The organism is Mesorhizobium sp. M0960, from assembly GCF_040319055.1.
Classification (GTDB): domain Bacteria; phylum Pseudomonadota; class Alphaproteobacteria; order Rhizobiales; family Rhizobiaceae; genus Mesorhizobium.
Genome location: NZ_JAMYNN010000017.1, coordinates 55,718 through 72,743, shown reverse-complemented (window position 1 = coordinate 72,743; position 17,026 = coordinate 55,718). Strand labels below are relative to the sequence as shown.

The following is a 17,026-nucleotide window of genomic DNA, read 5'->3' as shown; positions in this document are numbered from 1 at the left end:
AAGACGTGGCTCAAACGCTGACGCCCCCCTCTCCCCGTTCTTCACGGGGAGAGGGTAAGGGTGAGGGGCAGCGCATGCGTGGGCCAGAAATAGACACAACCAAGCGCGCAAGGCGCCTGCGTCAATCCGACAACGATGCAGAAACCGCGCTCTGGCTGGAATTGCGCGACCGCAGACTGAACGGCCATAAATTCGTACGGCAGTTGCCGATAGGCTCTTACTTCGTCGATTTCGCCTGCAGAGACTGCCAGCTCGTCGTCGAAGTCGATGGCAGTCAGCATGTCGGCAGCCAATATGATCGAATCCGAGATCGCTTCATCGTCTCCGATGGCTGGTCTATCCTTCGCTTTTGGAACGTAGACGTATTGAAGGAGCGGGAAGCAGTCCTTGAAACAGTGGTGGCTGCGATCGAAGGGCGCCTCGAACGCCATATCGAAACGCGGGATCTTCGATTTGTCGCCGCCAAAGGCTATGGAGAGACATGTCCTTGACCGTTTGTGCTGCCCCTCACCCTTACCCTCTCCCCGTGAAGAACGGGGAGAGGGGGGCGTCAGCGTTGGAGCTCGGTCATCCAGCGCAAGATCCGTTGGGACTACGCGCATGAGTCCTGCCAAGAAACCCGACCTGCTACGCGACAACGAGCTGATCTACGGCCGGCTGCTGACGGTCGACGAGCCGCATCTGATCCAGCGCTACAACAAGGCGATGGTCGCCTTCGGGCTGAAGCCGACCAAGCTGAAAAGCTTCGAGATCGACCGTACCGGCTTTTCGCCGCAGGTCGCCGAGGAATGCGGCGACTACAGCTACCTCGATCCGAACGAGGTCAACCGCCGCTTCATCATCCTGACGCCGTCGCAGATCGACCTGCCGGTGGTGCACACGGCTTTCTCCAACACCTCGCTGCTGATGTACGAGTTCATGTCGAAGAACCAGCGCGCCATCGATGCGCTGACAATCAAGGACGTCATCTACGGCGAGATCGAGGATTCAGTCCCCAAGGTCGACGACATCGAGGATCTGCTGTCGATCAATCAGGTCGAGTTCAAGGTGCTGTCGGCCGAGGACGTGCTGGGCAAGGCCGCCGAGCTCGGCAAGCTGGTCGACCGGCTGAAGCAGGAACCGGATGCCTGGCGCGACAATGCCATGCTTGCACACATGGTCGAGCTGGCGAAGGTCTGCGGCGACATCCGCGAGAATGCGCTGGTGCCGGACCAGGTGATCTTCCGCCACAACGCCTATTGGACCAGCCATTTCGGCGGGCTCTATGTGTTCGTCGATCCCGACGTGACGACGGTGATCAGCGACCCGGCAGCGCCCGGCTTCCGCCGCTCGCGGCCGTGGCAGGTGAGCTATCTCTCGATCCATGACGCCGACAAGGTGTTCAAGTTCCTCGCTTCGACCGGCCGCATCGAGCTGCCTCGCGCCTCATGGATCGAAACCTCCGGCTATCTCGAGCATCGCGCCGAAATGGTGGTGCGCGCCCTGATCCGCGACGCCGAGCCCGACCGCAATCTGACCGACGTCGATAAGGTCTGGCTGCAGACCTGGATCCACGGCCACGCCGATCTGATCACCAGGGACGGCAATTTTCCCTTCCTCAACGCCGCCAAGCGCGAGATCGCCCAACTTGGCCATCTCAAGATAGAGGATGTGTTCCCGCAGCAGCGCTTCCTGGTGATCCGCGCCAAGCCGGACCATCAAGACGCCTGGCTGACCAACCAGCTGATCTCGGACTTCGTGCCGCAGGACTTCGTCTCGCGTTACGTCTTCAACAAGCCGGGCTTCTACAGGGATTATGACGGCTTCAGCGACGCTTGGCGATCGCATGTTGTGGACGTTCTGAAAACCACATATTTGAAGGACAAGGTGGCGTTTCGCACACGCCTCTACGGCTTGACTGACTGAGGGGGTGACATCGCCATGCTTGATCCGATCGTGAATTTCTTCACCCGGATTTTCCAGTGGATTGGCCGCGGCATCGGCTTGCTCATCGGCGCGATCCTGTGGCCGTTCCTGTGGGCGGGGCGCTGGTACACGCAACGCGGCTGGATCCTGAAGGCGGTGCTCGGCCTGGCTGTCGTCGTGCTGATCGGCCTCTACATTAATTTCTTCTACGCCACCCAGTGGTGGAACAATTTCGACCCGAATTACGTCGACAAATACACGTTCGAAAAGCGCAACAGCTCCGCCGGTGAACAGGTCTCTGCAGGCGCCGGCACCGACACGGCCAAGACCTGCGGAAATTCAGCCATTGCCCAGGTTGCGGCCGACCTGACCGACTTCAACGTCAACCAGAATGCCTGGGTGTCGTCGATGATCCTCTACAAGCTCGGCCTGTTCGGCATCGACTGGGACCACACGCCGTTCATGGACAACAAGGCTTCGTTCCAGCGCGGCATCAACCAGGCGGTGCGGCGCACGGCGACCGAGCTTGCCGACAATCTCGGCCGCGTCCGCACCACCTCGCAGATCGACGCCGACCTGCAGGACGCCCGCGGCAATCTGCAGTTCGATGAGGAAACCTGGTACTTCGGCTTGAACCCGTTTGGTCCCAAGACGCCGACGCCGAGCTATTATCGCGACGCGGTGCGCAAGCTGCGTTCCTTCAACGCCCGTCTGGCAGCCTGCCAGGCCACGTTCGATGCCCGCGCCGACAATCTCAAGCAGTATATCGACCGCATCTCGTCCGACATCGGCTCGACCTCGGCGATCCTCAAGGAGCGTGCCGAAAACCACAACAATGGCTGGTTCGACACCCGTGCCGACGACCGCTTCTGGTTCGCCTATGGCCAGCTTTATGCCTATTACGGGCTGATGAAGGGCGCGCAGGCCGACTTCGAGGACGTCATCAAGGAAAAGCACCTGCAGAACCTGTGGGATACGATGGACGCGCAATTCGTCTCGGCGCTGCGCATCCAGCCCTTCATCATCGCCAATGGCCGCGAGGACGGCTGGCTGTTGCCGACACATCTGACGACGATGGGGTTTTACATACTCAGGGTCCGCTCGAACATGGTCGAGATCAGCAACGTGCTGACGCAGTAGCGGATTGTTCCGCGCAGCCGGCGCTGGTGAATTTGCGCCGTTGCTTCTGTCGCTTTTCGCGTATTACGCGGCTGTTTTGAGACGGCGGAACCGCGCCTGCTCTGGCTTCTATACGGCGCGGCGACCGGCGCGAAAAAAGAACCTGTAGCAGGGCAGCCGACCGCAGAGGCACTTTCTTCGTAGGAAACATAGTTGCATGAAAGTTGACGCCGCGGCAGCGACAGGGGTAGAACATGCCCGCGCCTGCAGTGCCGGGCTTGCGACCACAGTAATCGAATCCGTTCAATTCAGAGGGAAGCCGTCATGGCCGAAGTGAAGTCCGACATCGAGATCGCGCGCGGCGCCAGGAAGAAGCAGATCCAGGAGATCGGCCAGAAGATCGGCATTCCGAGCGAACATCTTCTGCCCTACGGCCACGACAAGGCGAAGATCTCGGCCGAGTTCATCAAGTCGGTGAAGGGCAACAAGGACGGCAAGCTGATCCTCGTCACCGCCATCAACCCGACACCGGCCGGCGAAGGCAAGACGACGACGACGGTGGGCTTGGGCGATGGCCTCAACCGCATCGGCAAGAAGGCCATCGTCTGCATCCGCGAGGCTTCGCTCGGACCGAATTTCGGCGTCAAGGGCGGTGCCGCCGGTGGCGGCTACGCGCAGGTCGTGCCTATGGAGGACATGAACCTCCACTTCACGGGCGATTTCCATGCCATCACCACCGCCCATAATCTGCTGTCGGCGCTGATCGACAACCATATCTATTGGGGCAACGAGCTCGGCATCGACACCCGCCGTGTCGTCTGGCGCCGCGTCATGGACATGAACGACCGGTCGCTGCGCGAGATCATCTGTTCGCTCGGCGGCGTCGCCAACGGTTTCCCGCGCGAGGGCGGTTTCGACATCACAGTCGCCTCGGAAGTCATGGCCATCCTGTGCCTGTCGACCGACCTGAAGGACCTCGAAAAGCGCCTCGGCGACATCATCGTTGCCTATCGCCGCGACAAGTCGGCCGTCTATGCACGCGACCTCAAGGCCGACGGCGCGATGGCCGTACTCTTGAAGGACGCCATGCAGCCCAATCTCGTGCAGACGCTGGAGAACAACCCGGCTTTCGTCCATGGCGGCCCCTTCGCCAACATCGCGCATGGCTGCAACTCCGTCGTTGCCACCACGACGGCGCTGAAGCTTGCCGATTACGTCGTCACCGAAGCCGGTTTCGGCGCCGATCTCGGTGCCGAAAAGTTCTTCGACATCAAATGCCGCAAGGCCGGCCTGAGGCCGGCAGCGGCGGTCATCGTCGCCACGGTTCGCGCCATGAAGATGAATGGCGGCGTCAAGAAGGAGGAACTCGGCAAGGAGAACGTCGAGGCGGTCAAGAAGGGATGTGCGAATCTCGGCCGCCACATCGAGAACATCCGCCAGTTCGGTGTGCCGGCCGTGGTCGCCATCAACCATTTCTACTCCGACACCGAGGCAGAGATCCAGGCGATGAAGGATTATGTCGCCTCGATGGGCGAAGAGGCGATCCTGTGCAAGCACTGGGCTCAGGGATCGGCCGGCATCGAGGAACTGGCCAAAAGAGTCGTGGCGTTGGCCGAATCCGGCGCGTCGCAATTTGCCCCGCTCTATCCCGACGCCATGCCGCTGTTCGAGAAGATCAACACCATCGTCCAGCGCATCTATCGCGGTTCCGAAGCGATCGCCGACAAATCGGTGCGCGACCAGCTCCACGCCTGGGAGCACGCCGGCTACGGTCATTTGCCGGTCTGCATGGCCAAGACGCAATATTCCTTCTCCACCGATCCGAATCTGCGCGGCGCGCCGACCGGCCACACCGTGCCGGTGCGCGAGGTCAGGCTGTCTGCCGGCGCCGGCTTCGTCGTCATCATCTGCGGCGAGGTGATGACCATGCCCGGTCTGCCCAAAGCGCCATCCTCGGAAAAGATCTTCCTGAACGAAATGGGCCAGATCGAGGGCCTGTTCTAAGGATATCAACGCTCGAACGGCAAAGGGCGCCGCAACGCTGCGGCGCCCTTCTGCCTGCTCGCAATAGTCTCCTACGCCGCGCTTCGCGCCAGCGCGCGCTGGTTGGAGGCATAGGGTGTGTCGTGCTGGGGGACCACGCCGGTCTTCAGGCAATCGATCCATTCGGCGGTTTTGAGAACGGCCGCGAAGCGCGACTGCAATACGATCGTCACGACGCGATGGATTTCCTCGCCCGAAGCGTAGCCGGCGCTGTTGGCGTAGGGCAACGACCCCGTCGCGTCCGACAGGAACTCGACCTCAAAACCCATATGCACGGCATGGATGACCGTGGACAGATCGCAATTATGCGTCATGTAGCCGATGACCGTGATCGTATCGATAGAGTTGGCGCGCAGCCACTCCTCTAAATCCGTGCCGGTGAAGGCGCTGGGCAAGTTCTTTTCGATGTAGTGGTCGCGGTTTCGCCTGGCGATTTCCGGGTGCAACTCGGCGCCATGGCTGCCCTTGGCGAAGACCGATGAGGTTTCCGGTGCCAACTGCTTGATGACCACCACCTTGACGCCTGCCTCGGTGGCCGCGTCCATCGCTCGCGCAACATTGACGACGCTCTCGCGGAACGGCGGATGCTGGATGGCGAGGTTGCCGCCGTCATAGTCGTTCTGAACATCGATGACGATGAGGGCGCGGCGTGGAGCTTTGCCTTTGGCTGGGTCCGACATGGGGTTTTCCTTTCCCGTTTGGCATTGATGGGTGGACGATAAGCGCGGCGCCGGATCGCAAAAAGTGTCCCGATTGACATTGTTCGAAAGAATTGGGACAATCGGTGTCACCCTTTGCTGGAGCTCCCATGGCCGATCCTGTCGTTGCCGCCATCGCCTTCGATGGCATCAGCCCGTTTCATCTCTCCGTGCCGTGTCTCGTGTTCGGCGCGGATCGCACGACGCTCGGCCTGCCGCGCTTCGACTTCCGGGTCTGCGCGATTGAGAACGGGCCGATCCGCACTGATGCCGGGCTGACCATCAGCGTCCCGCACGGGCTTTCAGCGCTCGATGATGCCGACATCGTCATCGTGCCGAGTTGGAAGAATCTCGGGATCTCACCGCCGACGACACTGATCGAGGCGTTGCTTGGCGCGCACGAGCGCGGCGCGCTGATTGTCGGACTGTGCTTGGGAACGTTCGCTGTCGCGGCGACCGGATTGCTTTCGGGGCGGCGAGCCGCGACGCACTGGGCCTACGCGGATCAGCTGCAGGAACTCTATCCCGACATTCTCGTCGAACCAGAAGTGCTCTACATCGACGATGGCGATGTCGTGACATCCGCCGGCGTCGCCGCCGGGCTTGACTGCTGCCTGCACGTCGTACGGGCTCGTTACGGCGCGGAGGCAGCGCTTCGCCTTGCCCGGCAGATTGTGCTTTCTCCGCATCGGCAGGGCGGGCAGGCGCAATTCATCGAACGTCCCATCGCCAGAACCGGCAATGCGGACCGCTTCACCCAGGCTCTCGAAACGGTGCGCAAAACCCTGGGTGATCCGCACAGTCTGGACAGCGTTGCCGGTCTCGCCGGCCTCACCCGCCGGACGTTCACGCGCCGTTTCCAGAAAACGATCGGCACCAGTTTCGGCGACTGGCTGACCGACCAGCGTGTGCAACTCGCACAGCGGCTGCTGGAAGCAACGGAAAAATCGATGGATACGGTTGCCTTCGAGGCCGGCTTCGGCAGCGCCACCTCGCTGCGCCAGCATTTCGCAGCGCGGCTCAGAACCTCGCCCGTGCAATACCGGCGCGAATTCTCGAGGAGTGTCGATTTGGATAGACGCGGCGCTTCACGCTGATCCGGCTCACCCGCTCCTGATTACCCGTGCCGGATTGCCGACCACCGTGGTGTTCGCCGCCACGTCGCGCGTCACCACGGCACCGGCGCCGACGATGGCGCCATCGCCGATCCTGACCCCGCCGAGGATGATGGCACCACCGCCGATCCAGGCATTGTCGCCGATCTCGACCGGCCTGGCGATCTCCAGCCCTGCCCGTCGCCCCGCAGCCTGCTTGTGGTGCTCGGCGCAATAGATCTGCACATTCGGGCCGAGCAGCGTTCCCTTGCCGATGCGCACTGGCGCCGTATCGAGAATAGTGCAGCCGGCATTGAGGAAGACGCGGTCGCCGAGAAAGATGTTGAAGCCATAAGCGCAGTGGGACGGCGCTTCGATCCGGGCGCCCTCGCCTGCAGCGCCGAGCAGCGCCCGCAAGGCAGGCCCGATATCGCCGCGCTGTCGTGGTGGCAGGCTGTTGTGCTCGAACACCGCGTCGCGTGCCGTGATCCGCAGCGCCTCCAGTTCCGGGTCGAGGCAGCAATACCACTCGCCCGCCGCCATTTTCGTGCGTTCGCTCCCCGTCATGGCCGCAACTCCAGTCTCAATCTTTGCCAAGCACAACTGGTGAAAATACGGAAGCGCCGGCGGCGACACCACCTCTGGTCAAATACCGGACCTATGGTAGCTTGCTCTCTCGGACCTGTCCCAAGCCGGCCATCGAGGGATCAATCATGCTGTACATTCTTGCACTCCTGATTGGCATCGTTGCCGGGCTTCGCGCCATGACTGCGCCCGCCGCGGTCGCCTGGGGCGCCTGGCTAGGCTGGTTGCCGGTCACCGGCACCTGGGCGAGTTTCATGGGTCACTGGATCGCCGTCGGCATCTTCACCATCCTGGCCATCGCCGAACTGGTCACCGACCAGCTGCCATCGGCGCCGAGCCGCAAGGTGCCGCAGCAATTCGGCACGCGCATCGTCTTGGGCGCTTTCACCGGCGCGGTGATCGGCGCCACCGGCGGCGCCACCATCGGCGGCCTGATCGCCGGCGCCGTCGGCGCGGTGATCGGCACGTTGGGCGGCGCCGAGGCGCGTAAACGCCTGGCCACCGCCTTCGGCAAGGACCCGCCCGCCGCCTTCATCGAGGACGCGGTGGCGATCGTCGGCGGGCTTCTGATCGTGGCGGCGGTGGCATGACGGCAAAGACATTCGACGCCATCATCGTCGGTGCCGGGCAGGCCGGCCCACCGCTCGCCGGCCGGCTGAATGCGGCCGGCATGAGCGTGGCGCTGATCGAGCGAAAGCTGGTCGGCGGCACTTGCGTCAATACCGGCTGCACGCCGACCAAAACGATGGTGGCAAGCGCCTATGCCGCGCATCTCGCCCGCTGCGCCGCGGACTACGGTGTGACGCTCTCCGGTCCCGTCGGCGTCAACTACAAGGCGATCAAGGCGCGCAAGGACAAAGTCTCGAACGATGCCCGCGGCAATCTCGAAGACTGGATTGCCGGCATGGACAAATGCACGCTCTATCGCGGCCATGCGCGCTTCGTGACCGCCAATACGGTGCGCGTCGGCGACGATCTGCTGAGCGCCGAAAAGATCTTCCTCAACACCGGCGGCCGCGCCTCGGTGCCCGACCTGCCCGGCATCGACGGCATTTCTTACCTGACCAATTCGTCGATGATGGATCTCGACGTGCTGCCGCGCCATCTCATCGTCGTCGGCGGCAGCTATGTCTCGCTCGAATTCGCGCAGATGTTCCGCCGCTTCGGTTCCGAAGTCACGGTCATCGAAAAGAGCCCGCGCCTGATCGGCCGCGAGGACGATGACGTCTCGGACGCCATTTTGTCGATCCTCGAAAACGAAGCCATTGCCGTCCATCTCGGCGCCGACGATATCCGCTTCGCCAGGCGAGGCAACGAAATCGCCGTGACCTTCTCGCCAGGCAAGGCGGCTGCGGTCGGCTCGCATGTGCTGCTGGCCCTGGGCCGCACGCCAAACACCGACGATCTCGGCCTCGACAAAGCCGGCGTCGAGGTCGACAAACGCGGCTTCATCGTCGTCGACGACCAGCTGCGCACCAGCGTGCCCGGCATCTGGGCGATGGGCGACTGCAACGGCAAGGGCGCCTTCACCCACACCTCGTACAATGACTACGAGATTGTCGCCGCCAACCTGCTCGACAACGATCCGCGCAAGGTCAGCGACCGCATCGAGGCCTATGCGCTCTATATCGACCCACCACTCGGCCGCTGCGGCATGACCGAAGCCGCGGTAAGGAAATCCGGCCGCCGCGCCCTTGTCGGCCAGCGGCCAATGACCCGCGTCAGCCGTGCCGTCGAAAAAGGTGAGACGCAAGGCTTCATGAAGATCCTGGTCGATGCCGACACCAAGGAAATCCTCGGCTGTTCGGTGCTCGGCCCGGGTGGCGACGAGGCAGTGCACTGCGTGCTCGATCTGATGTATGCCAAGGCGCCGGTCAGTACGCTGGCGCGCGCGGTGCACATCCACCCGAACGTCTCGGAGCTTCTGCCGACCATCGCCCAGGAATTGAAGCCGCTGGCATAGGCCGGGCGCAGGCGTTATCTCGCGATCCTTTGAGCGCCAGGCCCGGATAGAGCCGTGCGCCCATAGCGCGAAAAGCTGGACCAATCGACAGTGTATTGGCGAAAGGGCATGTGTTCGGTCTCGTTTCCTGGAGACAGTCCATGCAGAAATCCATCGAACGCATCGCCGGCGACAGCGAGGGCGTTTCCTACGAATTCCCCGTCTTCCGCTTCACCGGAACGGACAAGACAGCGCCTTCGGCCTATCTGCAGGCGGCACTTCATGCCGGCGAATTGCCGGGCGTCGTTGCCATCGATGCGCTGATGCCGATGCTCAGCAGGGCGGAAGCCGAAGGCCGCATCAGCGGCAATATGACCATCGTGCCCTGGGCCAATCCGATCGGCCGCGCGCAATATCTCTATGGCGACCATCAGGGCCGCTTCCATCTGGGGACGCGCACCAATTTCAATCGCGGCTTTCCGCGGCTCGCCGCGCCCGACCTCACGCTCCTGCCGGCGCACGGCACGGTCGATCAGCGGCTGAAGACGCGGCTGCTGCAGCTCTCCATCGGCCACGACATCGTGCTCGACCTGCACTGCGACGATGAAGGCCTCGCCTACCTCTACGTCCACACCAGCCTGTGGCCGGCCATGGCGGATTGTGCGGCGGCTATGGGCGTCGATGCGGTGATGCTGTGGCACGAAGATCCCGACGGCACCTTCGAAGGCGCCTCGATCATGCCGTATCAGAACGTTCCCGCCGACGTCGCGCGCCTCGATCGGCGCGTCGCCACCACCGTCGAACATCGCGGCATACTCGACGTCGACGGCGCCCTCGCCAGCGCCGACGCCGAAGGGCTTTACCGGCTGCTGGTGGCGCGCGGCGTCATCCGGGATCAGGCGCTGCCCGCGTCTGGCAGCTTCGGAGGACTCGTCGCGCCGATCGAAAATATCGAGATGATGCCGGCGCCCCGTTCGGGCGCGATCCTCTACCACGTGAAGCCGAGCGACCGCGTCACCAAGGGTGCGCGCCTTGCCACCATCGTCCACGCGCCGGGTGAGCCCGACGGCCGCACGGAAGTGTTGGCGCCTCAGGCCGGCCTCATCCTGACACGGCGTTCCCGCCGCATCATCCGCGCCGGCGAAGACCTCTTGAAGCTGGTCGGCGACAGGAAGAGTGCCGATGCAAGGTCGGGGACGCTGGAGGACTGATGCAACCCGCCAGGCTACCCCGAAATCGCCTGTCGCGCCTTGGTCTCCAGCCATTCGGCCATCTGCCGGTAAGGCACCGGACCATGGCTCACGCGGGCGACGCCGAGTTCGGCCAGCCTCTGGCGCGGCGGCACATGCGCCAGTGCAATGATGTTGACCGGCAATGCCGTTGCCTGGCAGAGCGCCTCGATCAGGCCTTCATCGGCAAGCCCCGGCGCAAAGAAGCCATGCGCTCCGGCCCTTTCGTAGGCGTGCGCCCGCTCGATCGCCTGATCGAGGAGAGCCTTGTCGTGCGCACCCGGTTTCGCCTTCAGGAAAATGTCGGTTCGGGCGTTGATGAAGGCCGGAATACCCGAGGTCTTCACGGCCGCTGCGGCGGCTTCGATCCGCCTCACCTGTATGGCGATGTCGTGCAGCCCACTGCCGCCGACAATCTGATCCTCGAAATTAAAGCCGACGGCTCCAGCCTGCACGGCGAGCGCCACGCTGCGGGCGACAACCTCCGGAGCGACCCCGTAACCGCCCTCGAGGTCCATGGTTACCGGCAGATCCACCGCCGCAACGATGCGTTTGATGTTTTCGAGCGCCAGTTCCAACGGGATTTTCTCGCCATCGGCGAATCCGAAAGCGGCCGCGACCGGCCAGCTTCCGGTGGCGATGGCCTTGGCCCCTGCTTGCTCGATGATCTTGGCGGAGCCCGGGTCCCAGGCATTGTAGAGGACAATCGGGTTTCCCTTGACATGGAGGGAATGGAACGTCCGTGCGCGGTCGATCTGCTCGGTCATCGATGTTTTCCCGTCTTCCTGCTGTTTAATGCAGAGTCTAGGCAGGACTGCCGGTCTTGGCCATGTGCCATGGGTTGCGAAAGCAGCAGCCACCCCACAGATTTTCAAACCTGTTGCGCATACCGCTTTTCGCGGCTATGGATTTCGCCATGAATATGCGTTCGATCAAGACCATTTGGTGGTGGGCTCGCTGACAGCGGCCTGTTCGAACGCGTTCGCGTGACAATAGAAGGTGGCCGCAGCGGAATGTCCGGGCGGCCATTTGTTTTTTTCAAGCCATTCCCGGGTCCGTTGCCCCAAAGACGCTGATGGAGACGGCAATGACGACGAAAATTCTGGAGAATGGCGCCGAGCGCTTCGTCACCGCGGGTGGCGTGGCGATTACCCGCCAGCGCCATGACCGGCCTTACGAGGGCGCGATCGACGGCTATGTCGATGGCCTGAATTCGCGCCGCGGCGCCGTGTTCTCCTCGAATTACGAATATCCCGGCCGCTATACGCGCTGGGATACCGCCATCATCGATCCGCCGCTGGTGATCTCGGCACGCGGCCGCGCCATGCGCATCGAGGCACTGAACCGCCGTGGCGAGGTGCTTTTGCCGGTGATCGGTACGGTGCTTGCCGGCCTTGACGACGTCACGATCGCCGAGACGTCGAACAAACTCATCCGCCTCGAGGTCGCCAAGCCCGGCCGTGTCTTCACCGAAGAGGAACGCAGCCGCGTTCCCTCCGTGTTCACCGTGCTGCGCGCCATCACCGCTTTGTTCAAAACCGAGGAAGACGCCAATCTCGGCCTCTATGGCGCCTTCGGCTACGACCTCGCCTTCCAGTTCGATCCGGTCGACTACAAGCTCGAGCGCAAGCCAAGCCAGCGCGATCTCGTGCTGTTCCTGCCCGACGAGATCCTCGTCGTCGACCATTATTCGACCAAGGCCTGGACCGACCGCTACGACTATTCCGGCGACGGCTTTTCGACCGAAGGCCTGCCGCGCGACGAAATCGTCGAGCCGTTCAGGACCGCCGACCGCATCCCGCCGCGCGGTGACCACGAGCCCGGCGAATATGCCAAGCTGGTGCGCAAGGCGATGACGAGCTTTGAGCGCGGCGACCTGTTCGAAGTGGTGCCGGGGCAGATGTTCTACGAACGCTGCGAAACCCAGCCCTCCGAGATTTCCCGCAAGCTGAAGAGCATCAATCCCTCGCCCTATTCCTTCTTCATCAATCTCGGCGAGGGCGAATATCTGATCGGCGCCTCGCCGGAAATGTTCGTTCGCGTCAACGGCCGCCGCGTCGAGACCTGCCCGATCTCCGGCACTATCAAGCGCGGCGACGATGCCATTTCCGATAGCGAGCAGATCCTCAAGCTGCTCAATTCCAAGAAGGACGAGTCCGAACTCACCATGTGCTCGGATGTCGACCGCAATGACAAGTCGAGGGTCTGCGAGCCGGGCTCGGTGCGCGTCATCGGCCGTCGCCAGATCGAGATGTATTCGCGCCTGATCCACACCGTCGACCACATTGAGGGACGACTGCGCGAAGGCATGGACGCCTTCGACGCCTTCCTGTCGCATGCCTGGGCCGTGACCGTCACCGGCGCGCCGAAATTATGGGCCATGCGCTTCATCGAGCAGAACGAGAAGAGCCCGCGCGCCTGGTATGGCGGGGCGATCGGCATGGTCAATTTCAACGGTGACATGAACACCGGCCTGACGCTTCGCACCATCCGCATCAAGGACGGCATTGCCGAGGTGCGCGCCGGCGCCACGCTGCTCTTCGACAGCATACCCGAGGAAGAAGAAGCCGAAACCGAACTGAAGGCATCCGCCATGATCTCCGCCATCCGCGACGCCAAGTCAGGCAATGCCGCCAGCACCGAACGCAGCACCGCGCGCGTCGGCGATGGCGTCAACATCCTGCTGGTCGACCACGAGGACTCCTTCGTCCATACGCTGGCCAACTATTTCCGCCAGACCGGCGCCAATGTCTCGACGGTGCGCACGCCGGTGCCGGACGAGGTCTTCGACCGGCTGAAGCCAAACCTGGTCGTGCTGTCGCCCGGCCCCGGCACGCCGAAGGACTTCGACTGCGCCGCCACCATCAAGCGAGCCCGTGCGCGCGACCTGCCGATCTTCGGCGTCTGCCTCGGGCTGCAGGCGCTGGCCGAGGCCTATGGCGGCGAGCTGCGGCAATTGCACATCCCGATGCATGGCAAGCCGTCGCGCATCCGCGTGTCGAAGCCGGGCATCATCTTCTCCGGCCTGCCCAAGGAGGTGACGGTCGGCCGCTATCATTCTATCTTCGCCGATCCGGTGCGGCTGCCCGATGGTTTTGTCGTTACCGCCGAGACCGAGGACGGCATCATCATGGCCTTCGAGCACCGCAAGGAGCCGATCGCCGCTGTGCAGTTCCACCCGGAATCGATCATGACGCTCGGCCACAATGCCGGCATGCGCATCATCGAGAACATCGTCGCGCACCTGCCGCGCAAGGCCAAGGAAAAGGCCGCTTAATTCGAGGGCTCAGTGTTGGGATTTCTTCCCCAGTGACCGCGGCAGAAATCAAAGCAGCCGCCAGGCAGAAGGTCGCCAGCCTCGCTTTCTGGTCGATCGTCGTCGCCTTCGTCGTGCTCGGCCTCAAGCTGGTGGCCTGGTACGTCACCGGTTCGGTTGCGCTTTATTCGGACGCGCTGGAATCGATCGTCAACGTCATTGCCTCGGCCGCCGCCTATTGGGCGATCCAGGTCAGCTACAAGCCAGCCGACCAGGACCATCCGTTCGGCCACCACAAGGCCGAGTATTTCTCGGCCGTCCTGGAAGGCGTGCTGATCGTGCTTGCCGCCCTGCTCATCCTCAACGAGGTCTGGTGGTCGTGGCAGCATCCGGCCCCGCTCGAACAGCCATGGACCGGCCTTGCCGTCAACGGCGTCGCAACCGTCATCAACGCCGTCTGGGCCTTGACGCTGATCCGCACCGGACGGAGTGAAAAATCACCGGCGCTGGTTGCCGACGGCAGGCATATCATGACCGACGTAGCGACCTCGGTCGGTGTGTTCATTGGCCTGGTCGGCGCCGTGCTGACCGGCTGGCAGGTTCTCGATCCGGCTCTTGCGGTGATCGTGGCGCTGAACATCCTGTGGCAGGGCTGGCACGTCATCGGCTCGTCGATGAACGGGCTGATGGACCGCGCCGTCGACACCCAGGAACATATCCGTATCCGCGACATCATCTCTGCCAATTGCAAGGGCGCGCTCGAGGTCCACGACCTGAAGACGCGCATCGCCGGCCGCGCCACCTTCATCGAGTTCCATCTGGTCGTCGACGCCGACATGTCGGTCGGCGCCAGCCACGTCATCTGCGACCGCATCGAGGACGCGCTGCGGGCAGAGATTCCTTCGGTTCGCGTCATCATCCATGTCGAGCCCGACGACGAAGCGAAACTGCCCAAGGGCACGACGGCCGTGCCGTTCGCGTGAAGCAATTCGCGCAGAAAAATCGCTCAGTCGTGATCCTTCGCGCCCCCCTCTGTCCTGCCGGACATCTCCCCCACAAGTGGGGAGATTGGCCGTCACCGCGGCTTTTGCCAATAGCCATAGTCGCAGGAGTGAGTGACGCGAGGAAGCTGCCGATCTCCCCCCAAGTGGGGGAGATGTCCGGCAGGACAGAGGGGGGCGCGAAGGATCGCTGTAGCCCTCATTCCGAGCCGCTGCGCGCCATGGATTCGAGGATCTGATCCGACGGACTTTCCAGAGCCGCCTCCGCGAAATCGTCATCAAGCGGACCGATCACTCTGTCCAGCCAAGCCCAATCCTGCGCAAGAGGCTCGATAATGACGCTCTGGCCGTGGCGGCTGATGAAAACCTCTTTGGTGTCGAAACGGTACTCCTTCGGCAAGCGCACCGCCTGCGAGCGGCCGGACCAAAACACCCTTGTCTTGCGCATGGCATCCACCTCCTCGTCACATGATCAAGGCCCGCAGGCGGCCTGCGGCATCGGCTCCAGCCGGTAGACCTTGTCGTCGGAGCTGGTGTCGCCTTCCGCCGCCTTCGAGCACAGATCGACGATCGGCAGGCCGCTGTTTGGGTTGGCCAGCATCATCGTGCCGTTGGCGCCGCGGCGGAGGAAAATCTCCTTTTGCGCGATATCGCAGGAGACACCACCCGTCTTCGCGCTCGCCGCGCAGCGCCACTGGTCGCCCTCGCCCTGGCAGTTATAGACCTGCGTGACCTTGGCCGATTTCTGCCGCGTGGTAACCGAAACGGCGATGTCTGCGCCGCTCGGCCAATTGGCGAGGTCGCCGCCCTTGGCGAAGGATGCCAGCTCGACCGGTCCGCGGAAAACCCGGATCGTCTGGGTCAGCTGATCGGGATGCGAGCCGAGATGCGCGGCATCATAGTCACGCCCGTAGCAGAAGGCCTGGTCCGGCTTCAGCCGCTCGCGCAATGGCGGGCCAAGTGCCGGATCGATCGGGTCGATGCGGGCGAACTCCGCCTTGCAGGTCGCGGCCGGCATCGGATCGAGCCTGAAGCCGTTGTCGTCCTTGCCCAGCGCCTGCCGTTCGTACTCCGCCTTGCCGAGCTCGTCTTCCGATCCGGCGTCGAGATAGAGGTCGGGCTGCACGTCCGAGACGATCAGCCGGCCCTTGTCGTCGACCTTCAGCGAAGCCATGGTGCGATCGCAGTCCATGCCGCAGCGGATCGGGCCGGTCTTGCCGTCCTCCGACTCATGACTGCACCAGCCGCCGAGCCATTCCGGCGCCTCGGCGCCGCGTACCGTCGTCGCCATGAAGCCATTGTAGGAGGAATCGATGCCGGTGCTTGGCTCCTCGTTTGGCCGGCTGACCGGATCGCGGCCGTAATAGAAGAAGATGCGCGCCACCTTCTGGTGCGGATGCGACTTGAGATGCGCGGCGTCGTAGACGCGGCCGAAACAGGCGTCCTTGCCGTCGGGGCTGAGCTCGGTGAGTTTGAGCGTGTCGTCGGCGAAAGCAGTGCCGGCGACGGCGGCAAGCAAGGCAACCCCAAGCCCGGCGCCCACAATGGTCCCCATTATGGTCCTCGACGTCATGCTACCCCTCCATTGCCCCGACAAGACGTGGCTTCAATTTATGCTAGGATCGAGGCCGAGGCCACGCAATTTGCGCGGGCCGGCTAAATGGGAGATGAAGCCATGCGACGCCGCGATATTTTCCGCGTCGGTCTTGCCGGGGCCGCCGGGCTTTTCGGGCTGCGCCCCACCAAGGCGGCAGCCATTGAAGTCAAGCCCGTCGAAGAGGAAAGGCAAAAGGTCGCCTATCACCTCAGCGATCTCGACAAGGTCAATTTCGTGCTCGGCAACATCAAGAACCACTTCGAAGGTACCGACGGCAAGGTCGACATCGCGCTTGTCGTGCACGGCCCAGCACTTGCTGCCTTCAAGTCGAAGGGCATATCCGCCGCCATTTCCGGGCGTTTCGCCGGCCTTGTCCAGGACGGGCTCAGCCCGCACGCCTGCGCCAATACCATGCACGGCATGGATATCGGCCTGGCCGACCTGCTCGACGGCTTCCATGCAGCCGACAGAGGCGGTGTCGTCAAGCTCGCCGAATTGCAGCGCCAGGGCTACGCCTATCTCAGGCCATAGGCTTTTACGGACTTGAACGCGAGGAC

Annotated in this window: 16 protein-coding genes; 11 read left to right on the top strand and 5 right to left on the bottom strand. The window is 63.1% G+C overall.

Features of this window, described 5'->3' with window-relative positions; all coding sequences use genetic code 11:
* Positions 1 to 74 precede the first annotated feature (74 nt).
* The 4 genes from NKH63_RS24760 (at position 75) to NKH63_RS24745 (ending at position 5,028) form a co-directional block, all read left to right on the top strand.
* Entirely contained in the window at positions 75 to 491 is a 417-nt protein-coding gene (locus NKH63_RS24760) for an endonuclease domain-containing protein (RefSeq protein WP_084642682.1), read from the top strand.
* 109 nt (positions 492 to 600) lie between these two features.
* A complete protein-coding gene (locus NKH63_RS24755) occupies positions 601 to 1,905 on the top strand; it encodes a DUF6638 family protein (protein ID WP_023719238.1) in 1,305 nt (434 codons plus the stop codon).
* A gap of 15 nt (positions 1,906 to 1,920) precedes the next feature.
* Positions 1,921 to 3,045 carry a DUF2333 family protein gene (locus NKH63_RS24750; protein WP_023719239.1) on the top strand — a complete coding sequence of 375 codons (1,125 nt, stop codon included), beginning with the start codon at positions 1,921 to 1,923 and terminating at the stop codon, positions 3,043 to 3,045.
* A 303-nt stretch (positions 3,046 to 3,348) separates the two neighbouring features.
* Positions 3,349 to 5,028 carry a formate--tetrahydrofolate ligase gene (locus NKH63_RS24745; RefSeq protein ID WP_023719240.1) on the top strand — a complete coding sequence of 560 codons (1,680 nt, stop codon included), beginning with the start codon at positions 3,349 to 3,351 and terminating at the stop codon, positions 5,026 to 5,028.
* Between the two features lie 71 nt (positions 5,029 to 5,099).
* Here the strand turns inward: NKH63_RS24745 and NKH63_RS24740 are convergent, their stop codons facing one another.
* On the bottom strand, positions 5,100 to 5,747 hold the full coding sequence (locus NKH63_RS24740) for a cysteine hydrolase family protein (RefSeq protein ID WP_352482061.1): 648 nt from the start codon (positions 5,745 to 5,747) through the stop codon (positions 5,100 to 5,102).
* 128 nt (positions 5,748 to 5,875) lie between these two features.
* Here NKH63_RS24740 and NKH63_RS24735 point away from each other — a divergent pair, with 128 nt between their 5' ends.
* Positions 5,876 to 6,862: a helix-turn-helix domain-containing protein gene (locus NKH63_RS24735; protein ID WP_352482060.1), complete on the top strand. Its 987-nt coding sequence runs from the start codon at positions 5,876 to 5,878 to the stop codon at positions 6,860 to 6,862.
* 6 nt (positions 6,863 to 6,868) lie between these two features.
* On the opposite strand, the gene NKH63_RS24730 is transcribed toward NKH63_RS24735, so the two are convergent.
* On the bottom strand, positions 6,869 to 7,426 hold the full coding sequence (locus NKH63_RS24730; protein ID WP_352482059.1) for a sugar O-acetyltransferase: 558 nt from the start codon (positions 7,424 to 7,426) through the stop codon (positions 6,869 to 6,871).
* Positions 7,427 to 7,572: 146 nt separating this feature from the next.
* On the opposite strand from NKH63_RS24730, the gene NKH63_RS24725 reads away from it, so the two are divergent.
* The 3 genes from NKH63_RS24725 to NKH63_RS24715 all read left to right on the top strand — a co-directional run bounded on the left by NKH63_RS24725 (position 7,573) and on the right by NKH63_RS24715 (position 10,597).
* The gene (locus NKH63_RS24725; RefSeq protein WP_352482058.1) at positions 7,573 to 8,034 is read left to right on the top strand and encodes a DUF4126 domain-containing protein; all 462 of its coding nucleotides are present in this window, start codon (positions 7,573 to 7,575) and stop codon (positions 8,032 to 8,034) included.
* Entirely contained in the window at positions 8,031 to 9,407 is a 1,377-nt protein-coding gene (locus NKH63_RS24720) for an FAD-containing oxidoreductase (RefSeq protein WP_352482056.1), read from the top strand. Before NKH63_RS24725 ends, NKH63_RS24720 begins: the two co-directional genes overlap by 4 nt.
* 140 nt (positions 9,408 to 9,547) lie before the next feature.
* Entirely contained in the window at positions 9,548 to 10,597 is a 1,050-nt protein-coding gene (locus tag NKH63_RS24715) for a M14 family metallopeptidase (protein ID WP_352482054.1), read from the top strand.
* Between the two features lie 14 nt (positions 10,598 to 10,611).
* Here NKH63_RS24715 and NKH63_RS24710 read toward each other — a convergent pair whose 3' ends face one another.
* Positions 10,612 to 11,382 (bottom strand): isocitrate lyase/PEP mutase family protein, encoded by a 771-nt coding sequence (locus tag NKH63_RS24710; protein ID WP_352482053.1) that lies wholly within the window; start codon positions 11,380 to 11,382, stop codon positions 10,612 to 10,614.
* 320 nt (positions 11,383 to 11,702) lie between these two features.
* Between NKH63_RS24710 and NKH63_RS24705 the strand changes: the two genes are divergently transcribed.
* Positions 11,703 to 13,892, top strand: coding sequence for an anthranilate synthase (locus NKH63_RS24705; RefSeq protein WP_352482052.1), 2,190 nt, complete (start codon positions 11,703 to 11,705; stop codon positions 13,890 to 13,892).
* 32 nt (positions 13,893 to 13,924) lie between these two features.
* Positions 13,925 to 14,854, top strand: coding sequence for a cation diffusion facilitator family transporter (locus tag NKH63_RS24700; RefSeq protein ID WP_023719249.1), 930 nt, complete (start codon positions 13,925 to 13,927; stop codon positions 14,852 to 14,854).
* Positions 14,855 to 15,071: 217 nt separating this feature from the next.
* On the opposite strand, the gene NKH63_RS24695 is transcribed toward NKH63_RS24700, so the two are convergent.
* Together NKH63_RS24695 and NKH63_RS24690 are read right to left on the bottom strand one after the other, a co-directional pair.
* Entirely contained in the window at positions 15,072 to 15,320 is a 249-nt protein-coding gene (locus NKH63_RS24695) for an antitoxin (protein WP_023719250.1), read from the bottom strand.
* A gap of 24 nt (positions 15,321 to 15,344) precedes the next feature.
* Complete coding sequence (locus tag NKH63_RS24690; protein ID WP_352919002.1) at positions 15,345 to 16,445, bottom strand: hypothetical protein; 1,101 nt, start codon at positions 16,443 to 16,445, stop codon at positions 15,345 to 15,347.
* 102 nt (positions 16,446 to 16,547) lie between these two features.
* On the opposite strand from NKH63_RS24690, the gene NKH63_RS24685 reads away from it, so the two are divergent.
* Positions 16,548 to 17,000, top strand: a complete 453-nt coding sequence (locus NKH63_RS24685; RefSeq protein WP_023719252.1) for a DsrE family protein — start codon at positions 16,548 to 16,550, stop codon at positions 16,998 to 17,000.
* The last annotated feature ends 26 nt before the right edge of the window (positions 17,001 to 17,026 follow it).

Bases quoted from the DNA above. Each gene is read 5' to 3' on its own strand.
- NKH63_RS24745 (WP_023719240.1), top strand. From the start codon at position 3,349: ATGGCCGAAGTGAAGTCCGACATCGAGATCGCGCGCGGCGCCAGGAAG.
- NKH63_RS24760 (WP_084642682.1), top strand. From the start codon at position 75: ATGCGTGGGCCAGAAATAGACACAACCAAGCGCGCAAGGCGCCTGCGT.
- NKH63_RS24735 (WP_352482060.1), top strand. From the start codon at position 5,876: ATGGCCGATCCTGTCGTTGCCGCCATCGCCTTCGATGGCATCAGCCCG.
- NKH63_RS24710 (WP_352482053.1), bottom strand. From the start codon at position 11,382: ATGACCGAGCAGATCGACCGCGCACGGACGTTCCATTCCCTCCATGTC.
- NKH63_RS24715 (WP_352482054.1), top strand. From the start codon at position 9,548: ATGCAGAAATCCATCGAACGCATCGCCGGCGACAGCGAGGGCGTTTCC.
- NKH63_RS24750 (WP_023719239.1), top strand. From the start codon at position 1,921: ATGCTTGATCCGATCGTGAATTTCTTCACCCGGATTTTCCAGTGGATT.
- NKH63_RS24755 (WP_023719238.1), top strand. From the start codon at position 601: ATGAGTCCTGCCAAGAAACCCGACCTGCTACGCGACAACGAGCTGATC.
- NKH63_RS24740 (WP_352482061.1), bottom strand. From the start codon at position 5,747: ATGTCGGACCCAGCCAAAGGCAAAGCTCCACGCCGCGCCCTCATCGTC.
- NKH63_RS24695 (WP_023719250.1), bottom strand. From the start codon at position 15,320: ATGCGCAAGACAAGGGTGTTTTGGTCCGGCCGCTCGCAGGCGGTGCGC.
- NKH63_RS24720 (WP_352482056.1), top strand. From the start codon at position 8,031: ATGACGGCAAAGACATTCGACGCCATCATCGTCGGTGCCGGGCAGGCC.
- NKH63_RS24725 (WP_352482058.1), top strand. From the start codon at position 7,573: ATGCTGTACATTCTTGCACTCCTGATTGGCATCGTTGCCGGGCTTCGC.
- NKH63_RS24705 (WP_352482052.1), top strand. From the start codon at position 11,703: ATGACGACGAAAATTCTGGAGAATGGCGCCGAGCGCTTCGTCACCGCG.
- NKH63_RS24730 (WP_352482059.1), bottom strand. From the start codon at position 7,426: ATGACGGGGAGCGAACGCACGAAAATGGCGGCGGGCGAGTGGTATTGC.
- NKH63_RS24690 (WP_352919002.1), bottom strand. From the start codon at position 16,445: ATGACGTCGAGGACCATAATGGGGACCATTGTGGGCGCCGGGCTTGGG.
- NKH63_RS24685 (WP_023719252.1), top strand. From the start codon at position 16,548: ATGCGACGCCGCGATATTTTCCGCGTCGGTCTTGCCGGGGCCGCCGGG.